Origin of the sequence: Agromyces sp. NPDC058126 (assembly GCF_042884595.1) — a bacterium.
Taxonomy (GTDB): Bacteria; Actinomycetota; Actinomycetes; order Actinomycetales; family Microbacteriaceae; genus Agromyces.
In genome coordinates, this window is record NZ_JBHVTS010000003.1 from 655,717 (window position 1) to 671,345 (window position 15,629).

At 72.6% G+C, this 15,629-nt stretch carries 15 protein-coding genes; 7 read left to right on the plus strand and 8 right to left on the minus strand.

Going from position 1 to position 15,629, the window contains the following annotated elements:
- Positions 1-65: 65 nt before the first annotated feature.
- Both rplS and ACFVTR_RS12150 read right to left on the minus strand, forming a co-directional pair.
- Positions 66-413 (minus strand): 50S ribosomal protein L19, encoded by a 348-nt coding sequence (gene rplS, locus ACFVTR_RS12145; protein ID WP_022887850.1) that lies wholly within the window; start codon positions 411-413, stop codon positions 66-68.
- A 224-nt stretch (positions 414-637) separates the two neighbouring features.
- A complete protein-coding gene (locus ACFVTR_RS12150; RefSeq protein WP_387037579.1) occupies positions 638-1,150 on the minus strand; it encodes a hypothetical protein in 513 nt (170 codons plus the stop codon).
- Positions 1,151-1,236: 86 nt separating this feature from the next.
- On the opposite strand from ACFVTR_RS12150, the gene map reads away from it, so the two are divergent.
- A complete protein-coding gene (gene map, locus ACFVTR_RS12155; RefSeq protein WP_387037581.1) occupies positions 1,237-2,004 on the plus strand; it encodes a type I methionyl aminopeptidase in 768 nt (255 codons plus the stop codon).
- A gap of 69 nt (positions 2,005-2,073) precedes the next feature.
- On the opposite strand, the gene nirD is transcribed toward map, so the two are convergent.
- Positions 2,074-2,427 carry a nitrite reductase small subunit NirD gene (gene nirD / locus ACFVTR_RS12160; RefSeq protein ID WP_387037582.1) on the minus strand — a complete coding sequence of 118 codons (354 nt, stop codon included), beginning with the start codon at positions 2,425-2,427 and terminating at the stop codon, positions 2,074-2,076.
- A 226-nt stretch (positions 2,428-2,653) separates the two neighbouring features.
- On the opposite strand from nirD, the gene nirB reads away from it, so the two are divergent.
- The 6 genes from nirB to ACFVTR_RS12190 all read left to right on the plus strand — a co-directional run bounded on the left by nirB (position 2,654) and on the right by ACFVTR_RS12190 (position 12,526).
- Positions 2,654-5,272: a nitrite reductase large subunit NirB gene (gene nirB / locus ACFVTR_RS12165; RefSeq protein ID WP_387037584.1), complete on the plus strand. Its 2,619-nt coding sequence runs from the start codon at positions 2,654-2,656 to the stop codon at positions 5,270-5,272.
- Positions 5,269-6,042: a uroporphyrinogen-III C-methyltransferase gene (gene cobA, locus ACFVTR_RS12170; protein ID WP_387037586.1), complete on the plus strand. Its 774-nt coding sequence runs from the start codon at positions 5,269-5,271 to the stop codon at positions 6,040-6,042. The genes nirB and cobA overlap by 4 nt, the downstream gene beginning before the upstream one ends.
- The gene (locus ACFVTR_RS12175) at positions 6,039-7,169 is read left to right on the plus strand and encodes a uroporphyrinogen-III synthase (protein WP_387037588.1); all 1,131 of its coding nucleotides are present in this window, start codon (positions 6,039-6,041) and stop codon (positions 7,167-7,169) included. The genes cobA and ACFVTR_RS12175 overlap by 4 nt, the downstream gene beginning before the upstream one ends.
- Positions 7,170-7,308: 139 nt before the next feature.
- Positions 7,309-8,703, plus strand: coding sequence for an MFS transporter (locus ACFVTR_RS12180; protein ID WP_387037590.1), 1,395 nt, complete (start codon positions 7,309-7,311; stop codon positions 8,701-8,703).
- 11 nt (positions 8,704-8,714) lie between these two features.
- Positions 8,715-10,844: a molybdopterin oxidoreductase family protein gene (locus tag ACFVTR_RS12185; RefSeq protein WP_387037592.1), complete on the plus strand. Its 2,130-nt coding sequence runs from the start codon at positions 8,715-8,717 to the stop codon at positions 10,842-10,844.
- Positions 10,841-12,526 carry an FAD-dependent oxidoreductase gene (locus tag ACFVTR_RS12190; protein ID WP_387037595.1) on the plus strand — a complete coding sequence of 562 codons (1,686 nt, stop codon included), beginning with the start codon at positions 10,841-10,843 and terminating at the stop codon, positions 12,524-12,526. Before ACFVTR_RS12185 ends, ACFVTR_RS12190 begins: the two co-directional genes overlap by 4 nt.
- 62 nt (positions 12,527-12,588) lie before the next feature.
- Here the strand turns inward: ACFVTR_RS12190 and ACFVTR_RS12195 are convergent, their stop codons facing one another.
- From ACFVTR_RS12195 to rpsP, 5 genes are all read right to left on the minus strand, one after another.
- Complete coding sequence (locus tag ACFVTR_RS12195) at positions 12,589-13,353, minus strand: sirohydrochlorin chelatase (protein ID WP_387037597.1); 765 nt, start codon at positions 13,351-13,353, stop codon at positions 12,589-12,591.
- 110 nt (positions 13,354-13,463) lie between these two features.
- On the minus strand, positions 13,464-14,174 hold the full coding sequence (gene trmD, locus ACFVTR_RS12200) for a tRNA (guanosine(37)-N1)-methyltransferase TrmD (RefSeq protein ID WP_387037599.1): 711 nt from the start codon (positions 14,172-14,174) through the stop codon (positions 13,464-13,466).
- A 7-nt stretch (positions 14,175-14,181) separates the two neighbouring features.
- Complete coding sequence (gene rimM, locus ACFVTR_RS12205; RefSeq protein WP_387037601.1) at positions 14,182-14,841, minus strand: ribosome maturation factor RimM; 660 nt, start codon at positions 14,839-14,841, stop codon at positions 14,182-14,184.
- On the minus strand, positions 14,798-15,034 hold the full coding sequence (locus tag ACFVTR_RS12210) for an RNA-binding protein (protein WP_121475435.1): 237 nt from the start codon (positions 15,032-15,034) through the stop codon (positions 14,798-14,800). Before ACFVTR_RS12210 ends, rimM begins: the two co-directional genes overlap by 44 nt.
- A 3-nt stretch (positions 15,035-15,037) precedes the next feature.
- A complete protein-coding gene (gene rpsP, locus ACFVTR_RS12215) occupies positions 15,038-15,466 on the minus strand; it encodes a 30S ribosomal protein S16 (protein WP_376945748.1) in 429 nt (142 codons plus the stop codon).
- Positions 15,467-15,629 lie beyond the last annotated feature (163 nt).

The window sequence follows — 15,629 nt, forward strand, 5'->3', positions numbered from 1 at the left end:
CCCCACCATTGTATTGGTGGGGAGCTCGGTCGGAGTTCGCGGGCTACCGCGATTCGCGCTGACGATCAGGCGTCGCGCTTCTCCTTGATCTTGGCCTTCTTGCCACGGAGCTTGCGCAGGTAGTAGAGCTTCGCGCGACGCACGTCACCGCGGGTGACGACCTCGATGTGGTCGATGACCGGCGAGTGCACCGGGAACTTGCGCTCGACGCCGACCTGGAAGCTGACCTTGCGGACCGTGAAGGTCTCGCGCACGCCTTCGCCCGAGCGGCCGATGACGACGCCCTGGAAGACCTGGATGCGCGAGCGGGTGCCTTCGATGATGTTCACGTGCACCTTGACGGTGTCGCCGGGGCGGAAGTCGGGGATGTCCGACCGCAGGCTCGCGGCGTCGACATGGTCGAGAATGTGCATGATGTTCGCTCTCTGCGCCCGCCACCGGTCGAACGCGGATCTTGAATGGAAAGTGTCTGGCGCCGCCTCGCACGGAAACCGTGCGTCGCATGCTCCCCGGAGGCAGAGACGTCGGCGGGATGACTCCCGCAGCGGCACAATCCTCTATTGTGCCATGCCGGGTACCCGGCAGGCAAAGCGGGCGACCCGGGCTCGCGGATGCCGCGTCGCCGACGACGCACGCGTCAGTCGCGCACCTCGTGGATGATGATCACGTCGTCGCCTCCGTCGTCGAACGGCGGGCGGCGGGTGCCCGGGGCATCCTGACGCGGCGTGCCGCCCTGCTGCTCGGCGGCGAGGCGTTCGAACTCGGCCATCGAGGCGTTCATGCGCTTCGCGCCGTCCTTCACGAGCTGCCAGAGCGAGACCCAGAACGCGGCGATCGCCGCGACGATCGCGAGGACGCCGAAGAAGGTCGACCCATCGGTGTAGAAGCCGGTGGCGATGAGGGCGGCGTGCCAGGCGCCGATCACGCCGACGTCGGTCCAGGAGACGGCGCGTTCGCTCCGCACCGTCGGCCGCGCGTTCACGAGGAGTGCGACGACGCCGAGCGTGATGAAGGCGACGGGCACGACGATCACGAGGCCGAGGGTGCCCCAGCCGCCTGAGCCGAAGATCGCCCAGCCCACGAGCAGCCACACCGGCAGTGCGACGATCGCGATGAACTGCCAGCGGTAGAAGAGGCGCCGGATGAGCATGTGGCCAGCGTAATCCGGTCGGGCTGCGAGCGCGCCGGGTGTTCACTCAGGGCGGAGACGACAGAATGGTCTCGGAGAGGATGAGCGTGATCGAACTGAGGACCCCTGCCGAGCTCGAGGAGATGCGGCCCGCCGGCCGCTTCGTGGCCAGCGTGATCGAGGCGACGTCGAAGGCTGCGGCCGTCGGCGTCAACCTGCTCGAGCTCGATGCGCTCGCGCACGAGATGATCCGCACGGCGGGCGCCGAGAGCTGCTACATCGACTACCACCCGTCGTTCGGCGCGAGCCCGTTCGGCAAGGTCATCTGCACCTCGGTGAACGACGCGGTGCTGCACGGCCTCCCCCGCGACTACAAGCTGCGCGACGGCGACCTGCTGAGCCTCGACTTCGCCGCCTCGCTGAACGGCTGGGTCTCGGACTCGGCGATCTCGATCGTCGTCGGCACCCCGCGCGACGAGGACCTGCGCCTCATCGACACGACGCAGCGCGCCCTCGACGCGGGCATCGCCGCGGCACGCCCTGGCAACCGTATCGGCGACATCTCGCGCGCGATCGCCGACGTCGCGAAGGCCGCCGGCTACTCGATCAACACCGACTTCGGCGGCCACGGCGTCGGTCGCACCATGCACGGCGATCCCCACATCCCGAACAACGGACGGCCTGGTCGCGGGCTGCCGCTGAAGCCGGGCCTCGTCGTGGCGATCGAGCCGTGGTTCCTGCAGACGACCGACGAGATCTTCACCGACCCCGACGGCTGGACGCTGCGAAGCGCCGACGGCTCCCGCGGAGCGCACTCCGAGCACACGATCGCCATCACCGACGGCGACCCGATCGTGCTCACGCAGCGCGGCTGACCGGCGCCGCCCCAGCGGGGCGAGGTGCGCCCCGCTGCCGCGCCCGGCAGACCCGCTCCGCCGGGCGTCTCAGCCGTCGAGCTCGACCTCGATCATGCCGCCCACGATCCGCGTGCGATAAGTGCGCAGTGCGAGCGCCGCGTCGGTGAAGCACTCGCCGGTGCCGAGGTCGTAGACCTCCTTGTGCAGGGGTGAGGCGATGGTGGGGCGTTCGCCGCGCGACCCGACGATGCCGCGCGCCATGACCGGCGCCCCGGTGTGCGGATCGAGGTGGTCGACCGCGTAGACCTCGTCGGCGCGGAGGCGCACGAGCGCGATCTGACGGCCGCCGTGCAGGGCGACCTCGCCCCATCCGGGCTCGAGTTCGTCGATCTCGCAGGCCGTGAGCCAGGTGGTCCTCGTGGCGGCGGCGGTCGGCGTCATGGCGGCTCCTCCAGGGTCGGGCCGGGCGTTCCTGCCCGGCGGTGCCTGCGGCCGACGCTAGCCACGGTTCGTTTCCGCCGGCCGGTCGCGGTGTTTCGACACGGTGAAGACCGCCTCACATCCGCCACGGGCGGGCGTGCGGTGCACGCGCTTCACGGTTACCGCGCCGAAACAGCCCCGAAACGCCCCGCTCCTACGCTCGCCTCATCCGATCCGGGGAGGCAGCATGACCGGCAGCACCACCGAGCACCGCCCCAGCGCCGGGGTGCGCGACGTCCTCATCGTCGGCGGCGGCCCCGCCGCCCACCGGCTGGCCGACAGCCTGCACGCCCGCGATGCGGGGCGGAGCCTGCGCGTCACCGTCGTCGGCGAGGAGCCGCGCGCCCCCTACGACCGGGTCGCCCTCAGCACCCGCCTCGCCGACGGCACGATCGACCTCGCCCTCCAGCCGAGCACGATGTGGGACGCCGATCACGTCGAGCTCGTCGTCGGCGAGCGCGTGGTGGCGATCGATGCGGTCGCGAACACGGCGACGACCTCGACGGGACGGCAGTTCCGCTGGGACGAGCTCGTGCTCGCCACCGGTTCGAGCGCGCCGGTGCCCGAGCTGCCGGGCTCCGAGCACGCCCGTGTCTACCGCACGATCGAGGACGTCGACGCGCTCGTCGCCGAGACCGCGGCGATCGCCGCTCAGCACGGCCGACCCGCCCGGGTGGTCGTCGCGGGCGGCGGCCTGCTCGGCCTCGAGGCCGCCGGCGGCCTCGCCGCGCTCGGTGCCGACGCCGCGATCGTCCATTCCGGCGGCTGGCTCATGTCGGCCCAGCTCGACGAGGGCGCGGGGCGCGCACTCGGCCGCATCATCGCGGGCCAGGGCATCGGCCTGCACCTCGGCGTCCGGCCGACGGCGCTGCTCGTCGACGAGGAGGAGGTCGTCGTCGGCGTCGAGCTCGCGAACGGGCGGCGCATCGACTGCGACCTCGTCGTCTTCGCGATCGGGATCAGCCCGCGCGACGAGCTCGCCCGCGAACTCGGTCTCGAGCTCGGTCCCCGCGGCGGCGTCGCGATCGACTCGGCGTGCGCGACCTCCCTCCCGAACGTGCGGGCCATCGGCGAGGTCGCGAGCTTCGAGGGGCGCTGCACGGGGCTCGTCGCACCGGCGAACGCGATGGCCGAGGTGGTCGCCGACCGTCTGCTCGGCGGCGGGGCCGAATTCACGACGGTCGACGACGCGACGAAGCTGAAGCTCTCGGGCGTCGACGTGGCGAGCTTCGGCGACGCGCTCGCCCGCACCCCGCACGCGCTCGAGATCGTCTACGCCGACCCCGCGCGCGGGCTCTACCAGAAGCTCGTCATGACGGGCGACGCGAAGACCCTCCTCGGCGGCATCTTCGTCGGCGACGCCTCCCCGTACTCGAGCCTGCGCCCGCTCCTCGGCACCGAGCTGACGAGCGAACCGGCCGCGTACCTCTCGGCGTCTGGCGTCGAGCCGCCCGCGGGCGACGAGCTCCCCGCAGCCGCGCTCGTCTGCGCGTGCAACAACGTCACGGCGGGCAGCATCCGCGACGCGATCGCGGGCGACGAGCACGCCGAGGGCTGCACCGAGCTCGGGGCGCTGAAGACGTGTACCCGCGCGGGCACCCAGTGCGGCTCGTGCGTGCCGCTCGTGAAGAAGCTGCTCGAGGGCGAGCTGAAGAAGTCGGGCGTCGCCCTCTCGAAGGCGCTGTGCGAGCACTTCGAGCTCTCCCGCCAGGAGCTGTTCGAGTCGGTGCGCGTGATCGGGCTGACCTCCTTCGAGGAGATCGTCGAGCGGCTCGGCACGGGGCGCGGCTGCGACATCTGCAAGCCGGTGATCGCCTCGATCCTCGCCACCCAGCACGGCTCGTACATCCTCGACGGGGGCCGCGGCGGCCTGCAGGACACGAACGACCGAGCGATGGCGAACATGCAGAAGGACGGCACCTACTCGGTGGTGCCGCGCATCCCCGCCGGCGAGATCACCCCCGACAAGCTCGCAGTGATCGCCGCGGTCGCGCAGGAGTTCGGGCTCTACACGAAGATCACCGGCGGCCAGCGAATCGACCTGTTCGGCGCCCGGCTCGACCAGCTGCCCGACATCTGGAAGCAGCTCGTCGACGCGGGCTTCGAGTCGGGCCAGGCCTACGGCAAGGCGCTCCGCAACGTGAAGAGCTGCGTCGGATCGACGTGGTGCCGCTACGGCGTGCAGGACTCGGTGGCGATGGCGATCCGCCTCGAGCTCCGCTACCGGGGGCTGCGCTCGCCGCACAAGCTCAAGTTCGGCGTCTCGGGATGCGCCCGCGAGTGCGCCGAGGCGCGCGGCAAGGACGTCGGCGTCATCGCCACCGATCAGGGGTGGAACCTCTACGTCGGCGGCAACGGGGGCTTCCAGCCGGCTCACGCGCAGCTGCTCGCGAGCGACCTCGACGACGAGACCCTGATCCGCTACATCGACCGCTACCTGATGTACTACATCCGCACCGCCGACCGGCTGCAGCGCACGGCACGGTGGATGGAGGACCTCGAGGGCGGCCTCGACCACGTGCGCGAGGTCGTCGTCGACGATCGCCTCGGCCTCGCCGATGAGCTGGAGGCGGCCGTCGCGACCCACGTCGAGCACTACGAGGACGAGTGGGCGGCCACGCTCGCCGACCCCGAGCGGCTGCGCCGGTTCCGCTCCTTCGTGAACGCCCCGCACACCCCCGACCCCTCGATCGCCCGGGTCGCCGAACGCGAGCAATTCCGGCCCGCGACGGCCGAGGAGCGCGCGGACGGCCGCGCGGTGCTCATCGCGGGCGCCACCATCCCGATGCGGGAGGAGCTCGCATGACCGGCCGCGTCACGCTCGTGGGCGGCGGCCCGGGCGCCGTCGACCTGCTGACCGTGCGCGCCGTGCGCGCCCTCGCCGACGCCGACGTGGTGCTCGTCGACCGCCTGGCGCCCCACGAGGAGCTCGCCGCGCTGGCGCCGCGCGCCGAGATCGTCGACGTCGGCAAGACCCCGGGTCACCATGCCGTGCCCCAGCACGAGATCGAGGCGATGCTCGTGCGGTACGCGGCATCCGGCGCCCACGTCGTGCGCCTGAAGGGCGGCGACCCGTACGTGTTCGGCCGCGGCGGCGAGGAGGTGCTCGCCTGCCATGCTGCGGGCATCCCCGTCGAGGTGGTTCCGGGCGTGACGAGCGCGATCGCCGTGCCGGCCGCGGCCGGCATCCCGGTCACGCATCGCGAGGTGAGCCGCATGGTCACGGTGGTCTCGGGGCACGCCCCGTTCACCGACGACGAACTCGCCCACCTCGCGGGGCTCGGCGGCACGATCGTGGTGCTCATGGGCGTCGGCACGCTGCCGTCGCTCGCGGCCGGGCTCGCCCGGCACGGCCTGCCGGCGGAGCATCCGGTCGCCGTCGTCGAGCGCGGATTCAGCGCGGGGCAGCGCACGACCGTCGGCACGCTGGCCGACATCGTCGCGACGGCCGCGCGAGCCCACGTCGTCTCCCCCGCCGTGATCGTCGTCGGCGAGGTCGTGCGCCTCGCGCACGACGGCTCGGCGTCGGCCGCCGAGCTCATCGCCCGCGCGGCCGCGAGGGCGGTGATCGCATGACGGATGCCACGGAGTGCCCGCCGGGCTTCCGGCCCGACCAGTTGGCGGGGTTCCGCATCGGCGTCACGAGCGATCGGCGCTCGGCCGACCTCATCGACGCCCTCGCCCGGCGCGGCGCCCAGGTGCTGCACGCCCCGACGCTGCGGATGGCGAACGCCGCGAGCGACGACCCCGTCATCGCCGACACCCGGGCGATCATCGCCGCGCGCCCCGATGTGCTGCTCGCGACGACCGCCTACGGTGTGCGCCGCTGGTTCGAGGTCGCCGACTCGGCCGGGCTCGGCGAAGAGCTCGTCGAGGCGTTGCAGGCGACCGCGATCCTCGTCCGCGGGCCGAAGGCGCGCGGCGGGATCCGCGCCGCCGGCTTGAACGACGTCGGCATGAGCGCGGAGGAGACGACCGAGTCGCTCATCGACGAGGTGCTCGACCAGTACCCGCCCGGGCTCACGATCGCGGTGCAGCTGCACGGATTCCTCCAGGCGCACCAGCTCGACCGCCTGCGCGAGGTCCACGCCCGGGTGCTCACCGTCGAGCCGTACCGATGGGTGGAGACCGACGCCGACGACGACCGGGTCGACCGGCTGATCGACGCCGCCTGCTCGGGCGGGCTCGACGCCGTCACCTTCACGAGCGCGCCTGCCGTGCACGCGCTGTTCGGCGCCGCCGAGGCGCGCGGCCGGTACGACGAGCTCGTCGATGCGATGTGCGGACCCGTCGTCGCGGCGGCCGTCGGCCCGGTCACGGCGGCGCCGCTCCTGGACGCGGGGATCGTGCCGATCCAGCCCGAGCGGTTTCGGATGGGGGCGCTCATCCGCCTGCTGTGCGAGCACCTCGAGCAGTCGCGCGTGCTCCGGCTCGACACCCGCCACGGCGAGCTCGCCCTCCGCGGGTCGGTGCTCGAGATCGACGACCGGCGGGTGCCGCTCGCGCCCGTCGCGCTCGCCCTGCTGCGCGCACTCGTGCTCGCGCACGGCGCGGTGGTCGCCCGCGACCGGCTCGCATCGGGCCTGCCGGGCACGGGCGACCTGCACGCCCTCGAGGTCGCGCTCAGCCGCCTGCGGCAGACGATCGGGGTGCCGGGCCTCATCGCCACCGTGGTCAAGCGCGGGTACCGGATCGATGTCTGAGTCGCGCCTCACAGGCTGCTCGGCCGCGGGTGAGCACCTCGAGACCAGTCGTTCACGGGCGGCTCGATCGGCGGAAACACCGGCTCCGTAGCGTCGGCCGCACGAGTTCCGCGCACGAACGACCGCACCGGAGGCACCGATGACCGACACCGTCAGCACCGAGCAGCAGCGACCGACCACCGCCGCGACCGCCGCACCGGCGCCTGCGCTCCTGATGCGCCCCGGTCGCTGGATCGATCACTGGGACCCGGAGGATGACGAGCAGTGGCGCACCGAGGGGCGCACGATCGCCCGCCGCAACCTCCGCTGGTCGATCTTCGCCGAGTTCCTCGGCTTCGTGATCTGGCAGCTCTGGTCGATCGTCGCGGTGACGCTGCCCGACGCCGGATTCGAGCTCTCGACGGGTGAGATCTTCTGGCTGATCTCGATTCCGAGCCTCGTGGGCGCGACGCTTCGCATCCCCTACTCGTTCCTCGTGCCCCGATTCGGCGGCCGCAACTGGACGATCATCTCGGCGGGACTGCTCCTCGCACCGGCGATCGCCCTCGCCGTCTGCGTCGGTAACCCGGACACCCCCTTCGGCGTCCTCCTCGCGGCGGCGGCGCTCGCCGGATTCGGCGGCGGCAACTTCGCGAGCTCGATGTCGAACATCACGTACTTCTACCCGCAGCGCGAGAAGGGCTGGGCGCTTGGGCTCAACGCCGCGGGCGGCAACCTCGGTGCCGCCGTCGCCCAGTTCGTCGTCCCGATCGTCATCACGATCGGTGCGGGGGCATCCCTCAATCTGCCGCTCGCCGGCTGGATCTGGGTGCCATTCATCCTCGTCGCGATGATCGGCGCATGGCGCCGCATGGACAACCTCTCGAACGCGAAGGCCGACCTCGCGGGATCGGCGGCGGCCCTCCGGGAGCCGCACCTCTGGGTGCTGTCGCTGCTCTACATCGGCACCTTCGGCTCGTTCATCGGCTTCGCGAGCGTGTTCCCGAAGCTCATCGTCGACCAGTTCCCCGAGTTCGGGGCCTTCGAGGTCGGCGGCACGTCGATCGGGCTCGCCTTCCTCGGCGCGCTCGTCGGCTCGCTGGCGCGCCCCTACGGCGGGCGTCTCGCCGACCGCTTCGGCGGCGCGCGCATCACGATGTGCGCATTCGCGGCGATGAGTGCGGTCACCCTCGCGGTCGTCCTCGCGCTGCCCGTCACCGGATTCTGGGGCTTCCTCGGCCTGTTCCTGCTGCTCTTCGCCGCCGCGGGCGTCGGAAACGGCTCGACCTATCGGATGGTGCCCATCGTCTTCGCGCTGCGCGCCTCGGGCGACGAGACGGCGCGCAAGCGCAAGGCTGCGGCGGCGCTCGGCCTCATCTCGGCGATCGGCGCGTACGGCGGCTTCCTCATCCCCCAGGCGCTGAACCTCTCGTTCCAGGCGACCGGCGGCTACGCGGGCGCCTTCCTCGGCTTCGTCGCCGGCTACGCCGTGCTCCTCGCCCTGACCGCCCTCGTCTACGTCCGCCCCGGCCGGGCGCGCGCGCAGCAGATCTGAATCGAGCACGGATGCCACGAGCCTCAGCCGACACCCACTGCCCGTACTGCGCGCTGCAGTGCGCGATGACGCTCGGCGAACCGGATGCCACGGCGTCCCCCTCGTCGACGGCGCCGGTGAGCGTCGCCGCCCGTGACTTCCCGACGAATCGCGGTGGGCTCTGCAAGAAGGGGTGGACCTCGGCCGAACTGCTCGGCAGCACCGCGCGGCTCGTGGTGCCGCTCGTGCGGGGTGCGGACGGGGAGCTCACGGAGGCGAGCTGGGACGAGGCCCTCGAGCTCATCGCGGGTCGGCTCCGAGGCATCCGCGAGCAGTACGGCGCCGACGCCGTCGGCGTCTTCGGCGGCGGCGGCCTCACGAACGAGAAGGCCTACCTGCTCGGCAAGTTCGCGAGGCTCGCGCTCGGCACGAGCCGCATCGACTACAACGGCCGTTACTGCATGTCGTCGGCCGCCGCCGCGGGCAACCGGGCGTTCGGCGTCGATCGGGGGCTGCCGTTCCCTGTGGAGGACCTGGACGCGGCCGACACCATCCTCCTCCTCGGGTCGAACGTCGCCGCCACCATGCCCCCGTTCATCGGACACCTCGCCGGCGCGCAGTCCGCCGGCGGGCTCGTGGTCGTCGACCCGCGCCGCACCGCGACCGCACGACTGACCGACGACGGGCAGGGCCTCCACCTGGCGCCGGCGCCCGGCACCGACCTCGTGCTCCTCCTCGGCCTCATCCACCAGGTCATCGCCGAGCAGCTCATCGACGCCGACTACGTCGAGCGGCGCACGGTCGGGTTCGTGGCGCTGCGACGGTCGGTGTCGAGCTGGTGGCCCGAACGCGTGCAGTCGGTGACCGGGGTGCCCGCGGCCACGATCCGCCGGCTCGCCCGGCGCCTCGCATCCGGCGGGAACACCTACATCCTCACCGGGCGGGGCGTCGAGCAGCACGTCGACGGCACCGACACCGCGACCGCCGCGATCAACCTCGCCCTCCTGCTCGGCCTGCCGGGGCGTCGCGGCAGCGGCTACGGAACACTGACGGGTCAGGGCAACGGCCAGGGGGGACGCGAGCACGGGCAGAAATGCGATCAGCTGCCCGGGTACCGCAAGATCACCGACCCGGCCGCACGCGCTCACGTCGCCCGGGTGTGGGGCGTGGAGCCCGAGGCGATCCCGGGCCCCGGGCTGCCCGCGGTCGAGCTGCTGCAGTCGCTCGGCCGCGACGGCGGGGTGCGGGCGCTCCTCGTGCACGGCTCGAACCTCGTCGTCTCCTCGCCGAACGTCGCCGCGGTGCGCGCGGGGATCGCCGCCCTCGACCTCCTCGTGGTGTGCGACTTCGTGCGCTCGGAGACCGCGGCGCTCGCGGACGTCGTGCTGCCGGTGCGGCAGTGGGCCGAGGAGGAGGGCACGATGACCTCGCTCGAGGGACGCGTGCTGCGGCGGCGTCGGGCGATCGACCCACCTGAGGGCACGCGCGACGAACTCTGGGTGCTCGCCGAGCTCGCCCGGAGGCTCGGCTGCGCGGCGACCTTCGACACCGAGCCCGAGCGCGTCTTCGAGGAGTTGCGGCTCGCGTCGGAGGGCGGACCCGCCGACTACTCGGGCATCGACTACGCGATGCTCGACCGCGGCGAGGTCGCGTACTGGCCGTATCCGCGCGGCAGCGCCGGCACGCCGCGCCTCTTCGCCGAGCGCTTCGCCCACGCCGACGGGCTCGCCCGGCTCGTGGCGGTCTCGGTGCGGCCGGCCGCGCTCGAGGGCCCCGCGCCCGACGAACTCACCCTCGTGACGGGTCGCCTGCTCGAGCACTACCAGAGCGGGGCGCAGACGAGGCTCGTGCCCGAGCTGCTCGCCGCCCAGCCCGAGCTGCGGGCGTCGATCCACCCGGCGACCGCCGAGCGCCTGGGCATCGCCGACGGCGAGGTCGTCGAGCTCGCGAACGGTCGCGGGCGCGTCACCTGCCGCGCCCGACTCACGACCGAGATGCGAGTCGAGACCGTGTTCCTGCCGTTCCACTTCGGCGACGACCGCGCGGCGAACCTGCTCACGAGCGACCTCATCGACCCCGTGTCGGCCATGCCCGAGTTCAAGACGAATCGCGTGCGCCTGCGCCCCGCAGCCCGTCTCGCAGAAGCCGGAGCCTCGACATGACCACCCCGCAGCGCATCGTCCTCCTCGGCTACGGACCCGTCGGCGCCCGGTTCGTCGAGGAGCTGCTGCCGGCCGTCGCCGACGGTTCGCTCGAGCTGACCGTCGTCGGCGGCGAACCCGTCGAGGCGTACAACCGCGTGCTCGTCGCCGAGTACGCCGTCGGCGGCACCGAGCTCGAGTCGATGCTCGTCGGCGATCGCGCGGCCGCGGAGGCCGCAGGCGTCAGGATGCTGCTCGGCATCGCCGCCCGCGCGATCGACCGCGACGCCCGCACCGTCGAGCTCGACACGGGTGAACGCCTCGACTACGACCGTCTCGTGCTCGCGACGGGCGCCCGCGCGAACGTGCCGACCCTCGACGGCGTCGAGCGCCATCGGCGCGACCTCGTCTCCCTCGAGAAGTACGCCGACGCGCTCGTCGGCCGCGACGACGAACTGCCGACGGGCATCACCGCGCTGCGCGACCTCACCGACGCCGAGCGGGTGCTCACCGCGATTCGGGCGCGCCACAGGATCATCGTGCTCGGCGCGGGGGTGCTCGGACTCGAACTCGCGCTCGCGGCCGCGCACGCCGGGGCGGAGGTCTGCGTCGTGCACCATGGCCCGCACCCGATGCCCCGCAATCTCGACCGCGGTGCGGGGCACGTGCTCCGCGCCGCGCTCCGGCGCACGGGCGTCACCGTCGTCGCGAACTCGCGCGCCGAGGCGGTCGGCTTCCGCGACGAGGACGACGGCACCCGGCGCTTCGACCAGCTCGTCACGGCCGACGGCAAGCAGCTCCGCGGCGACCTGCTCGTGCTCTCGTGCGGCGTCAGCGCCCGCACCGAGCTCGCCACGCTCGCCGGGCTCCGCACGGCAGCCGGCATCGTCGTGCACCCCTGGCTCGCCTCCTGGAGCGACCCCGCCGTCTTCGCCATCGGCGACTGCGCGCAGATCGTGGAGCGCACCGAGGAGAACGCGCACGAGCGCACTCTGCCGGGCGCACCGTCGGGCCTCATCGGACCGGGCTGGCGGCAGGCCGACTGGCTCGCAGCGAGCTTCGCGGCCGAGGCCCGCGACGCGGCGTCCACCGATTCGATGCTCGGGGCCGCCGACCGCGCGCCGCGCGACGAACGCGCTGCGCCGCCGGCCGAACGCGAGCCGATCGTCATGCTGAAGGCCGAACACCTCGACGTCGTCGCCGTCGGCGACGTCGGGGCCGAACCGTGGGACGAGGACCCCGGGCACCCGCAGCGCCGGGTGGCCCAGTGGGCCGACCCCGAGCACCACCGCTACGTGAAGATGGTGACCGAGGGCGGCGTGCTCACGGCGTTCGCGAGCGTCGGGATGCCCCGCACCGCGGCCGAACTGACCCTGCTCTTCGAGCGCCGGGGCGAGCTCCCGGCCGACCGCTCGCTCCTGCTCCGCTTCGACGGACCCGACGACGATCCCGCCGCCTCGGGCGATGCGTTCGCTCCCGCCGCGACGGTCTGCTGGTGCAACGGCGTCACGGTCGAACGCATCGAGGCCTCGGCGGCGTGCGGCAGCACGACGGTCGAGTGCGTCGGCCGCGACACGCGTGCCGGCACCGGCTGCGGCGGCTGCAAGGGGCGGATCGGCGAGGTGCTCGCGCGGGTCGCCGCAGCAGCCGGCGTCGCCGCCTCCGCGGACGAACCCGACGACGCGCCGAGTCTCGCCGGCTGACCACCGCGGCCGCGACGGTCGGCGCCGGCCGCGACGGTCGGCACGCGCCGGCCGCGCTGGGTCTACACCGCGACGCGGCGCTCGGCCTCGGCATCGCGGTAACGGTCGAGCACGAGCGCGACGAGCTCGGCCGGAGCGGGCTCTCCGGGCAGGAGCAGCGGGTCGGCCACGAGTTCGGCCCCCGACGCGGCAGCCGCGTCGGAGAAGGCACCCGGCGCGAGCAGATACGGGGCGACCGCGATGCGCTCCCCCGGGTGGACCTCCCGGATCATCTCGATCGCGTCGGGCAGGCGCGGGATCGCTGCGGCGATGAACCCGACCGTGACCGATCGTCCCAGCTTGAGCCCGAGCCGCCGCGCGGTCTCGAAGCACTCCCGGACGGCGCGCGGGTCGTTCGACCCGGCGGCGGCGAGCACGACGGCGTCGTCGCGCTCGAGGCCCGCGCGCGCGAGTCGGCCCGCGAGCACCTCGACGATGCGGTCGTCGGGACCGAGCGCCTCGGCCAGTCCGGCATCCGCCCCGATCCGCTCGAGCCCGAGGGAGAGCCCGGTGCGCACGTGGAAGCCCGCCGACAGCACGAGCGGCACGATCACCGGTGCCCGGCCGTCACCGCTCACGAGGTCGACGGCGAGGTCGCCGTCGCGGGCGTCGACGAAGCTGATGGCGACGTCGAGCTCGGGCCTGGCCGAGGCGACCCCGTCGACGAGGCGCATGATCGCCTCCCGGTTGGCCCGGGAGGGCGCACCGTGCGTCACCGCGACGAGACGGAGCGGCGCGGCCGCCGGGTCGCCATCGGGCGGGCCGGGCACTGCACTCGTGACGACCATGCTCCGACCCGCGCTCTCCGGCGGGGAATCGGTGGTGCCCGCCGCTTCGACGGTATGAAGCGGGTGTTACGGGGCGGCGAGCCCGATGTTTCGGGCGCGTGAAGAACGGCTCACGCGTTCGTGCCGTCGAGCCCCTCCGCGAGCAGCTCGGGTCGCACGCGACGGGTGCGCTCGAGCTGCTGCTCGTGCCGCCACGCGGCGACCGCGCCGTGGTTGCCGGAGCGGAGCACCGGAGGCACCTCGAGGCCGCGCCACTCGGCGGGCTTGGTGTAGCTCGGGTACTCGAGCAGACCGTTCTCGTGCGACTCCTCGACGAGCGACTCGGGGTTGCCGACGACGCCGGGGACGAGCCGCCCCGCCGCCTCGATCATCGCCATGACGGCGACCTCGCCGCCGTTCAGCACGTAGTCGCCGAGCGAGATGAGCCGCACGCGCATGCGTGTCGAGTAGTGGTCGACGACGCGCTGGTCGATGCCCTCGTAGCGCCCGCAGGCGAAGACGAGGTGCTGCTCCTCGGCGAGCTCGCGGGCGATGGCCTGCGTGAACGGTTCGCCCGCGGGCGAGGGCACGATGAGCAGTGCATCGGATGCCTCGCCGCCGACGATCGAGTCGAGGGCCTCGCCCCACGGCTCGGGCTTCATGACCATGCCCGCACCTCCGCCGTACGGCGTGTCGTCGACGGTGCGGTGCCGGTCGTGCGTGAAGTCGCGCAGGTCGTGCGCGGTCACCTCGAGGAGCCCGGACTCGCGCGCCTTGCCGAGGAGCGACAGGTCGAGCACCGAGAAGAACTCGGGGAAGATCGTGACGATGTCGACGCGCATCGGCGGCCTATTCGGCGGCTGCGTCGCCGTCGCCGGCGGGCGAGGCCTCGTCATCGGCCGACCCGCTCTCGGCGAGCTCTTCGAAGAGCCCGGCCGGCGGGGTGACCGTGAGGGTGCCTGCGGCGAGGTCGACCTCGGGCACGATCGCCGAGACGAACGGCACCATGACGTCGCGACCGCCGGGCCGCTCCTGGTCGACGCGGACGATCAGCAGGTCTTGTGCGGGAAGATGCTCGACGTGCACGACCTCGCCGATCCGCTCACCTTCGCGGAGCACGGCGAGACCGATGAGCTGGTGGTCGTACCAGGCGTCGTCTTCAGGATCCTCGTCGTCGACCTGGTCGACCCAGAGGATGGCCTTCAGCAGCGTCTCGGCCGCGGTGCGGTCGTCGACGCCCTCGAAGAACCCGACGGGCTGCCCGTTGTACCAGCGCACCTCGCGGAGCGTCAGGTGCTTGCCGTGCCACGGCGAGTCCTTCGGGACCTGCAGCGAGAACACGGCGCCGGGGACGAAGCGACGCTCGGGGTCGTCGGTGTAGAGCTCGAGCTTGATGGCGCCCTTCAGGCCGTGCGCCTTCGTCAGGCGCCCGACCCGGAGCTGCGTACCCGGTGCGTCGGCCACGTCAGTCGTCGGTGTCGACGACGTCGACACGCACACGGCGGCCATCGGCCAGCGCGGTCACGAGCGTGCGGAGCGCCTTGGCCGTGCGGCCGGCGCGTCCGATGACGCGACCGAGGTCCTCGGGGTTCACGTGAACCTCGAGGACCTCGCCACGTGCGCTCGACGCGGAGACGACCCTCACGTCGTCAGGGTGATCGACGATCCCCTTGACGAGGTGTTCGAGCGCGGACTGGAGCAAGGCTTACGCCTCGTCCGTCGCGGTCTCCGCAGCCTCGGCCTCTGCCTCGGCGGGGGCCTCTTCGGCCTTGGGTGCCGGCTTCTCGGCCTTGGGCTTCAGCACCGGCTTCTTCTTCTCGTCGGCGACGAACTCGACCTTGGCGGCCTTCGTCTGCACGGTCGAGACGGCGTTCGCGTCGCCCTTGAACTTGCCCCAGTCGCCCGTGAGCTTGAGGATGGCGGCGACCTGCTCGGTCGGCTGTGCGCCGACGGAAAGCCAGTACTGGGCACGCTCCGAGTCGACCTCGATGAACGAGGGCTGCTCGGTGGGGTGGTACTTGCCGATCTCCTCGATCACACGACCGTCGCGCTTGGTGCGCGAGTCGGCGACGACGATGCGGTAGTACGGCGCACGGATCTTGCCGAGACGCTTGAGACGGATCTTGACAGCCACGATTCTCCTGAATGTGTAGAAAGGTTGAACCGATCGCCTGGAGCGTGGGGTGCACACCCGGCGGAAGCTCGAAAATGGTCGGACCACGGCCTGATAGAGGGTCGGGCGGCGATCCAACCCCCTATTCTGCCAGATTCGGCGGTCTCCCGCGAACCGGCGCCGC

What these genes read in the sequence shown, in the direction of transcription:
- rplS (WP_022887850.1), bottom strand. Translation starts at nt 413, where the DNA reads ATGCACATTCTCGACCATGTCGACGCCGCGAGCCTGCGGTCGGACATC.
- ACFVTR_RS12150 (WP_387037579.1), bottom strand. Translation starts at nt 1,150, where the DNA reads ATGCTCATCCGGCGCCTCTTCTACCGCTGGCAGTTCATCGCGATCGTC.
- nirD (WP_387037582.1), bottom strand. Translation starts at nt 2,427, where the DNA reads ATGACGCCGACCGCCGCCGCCACGAGGACCACCTGGCTCACGGCCTGC.
- nirB (WP_387037584.1), top strand. Translation starts at nt 2,654, where the DNA reads ATGACCGGCAGCACCACCGAGCACCGCCCCAGCGCCGGGGTGCGCGAC.
- cobA (WP_387037586.1), top strand. Translation starts at nt 5,269, where the DNA reads ATGACCGGCCGCGTCACGCTCGTGGGCGGCGGCCCGGGCGCCGTCGAC.
- ACFVTR_RS12175 (WP_387037588.1), top strand. Translation starts at nt 6,039, where the DNA reads ATGACGGATGCCACGGAGTGCCCGCCGGGCTTCCGGCCCGACCAGTTG.
- ACFVTR_RS12180 (WP_387037590.1), top strand. Translation starts at nt 7,309, where the DNA reads ATGACCGACACCGTCAGCACCGAGCAGCAGCGACCGACCACCGCCGCG.
- ACFVTR_RS12185 (WP_387037592.1), top strand. Translation starts at nt 8,715, where the DNA reads ATGCCACGAGCCTCAGCCGACACCCACTGCCCGTACTGCGCGCTGCAG.
- ACFVTR_RS12190 (WP_387037595.1), top strand. Translation starts at nt 10,841, where the DNA reads ATGACCACCCCGCAGCGCATCGTCCTCCTCGGCTACGGACCCGTCGGC.
- ACFVTR_RS12195 (WP_387037597.1), bottom strand. Translation starts at nt 13,353, where the DNA reads ATGGTCGTCACGAGTGCAGTGCCCGGCCCGCCCGATGGCGACCCGGCG.
- trmD (WP_387037599.1), bottom strand. Translation starts at nt 14,174, where the DNA reads ATGCGCGTCGACATCGTCACGATCTTCCCCGAGTTCTTCTCGGTGCTC.
- rimM (WP_387037601.1), bottom strand. Translation starts at nt 14,841, where the DNA reads ATGGCCGCCGTGTGCGTGTCGACGTCGTCGACACCGACGACTGACGTG.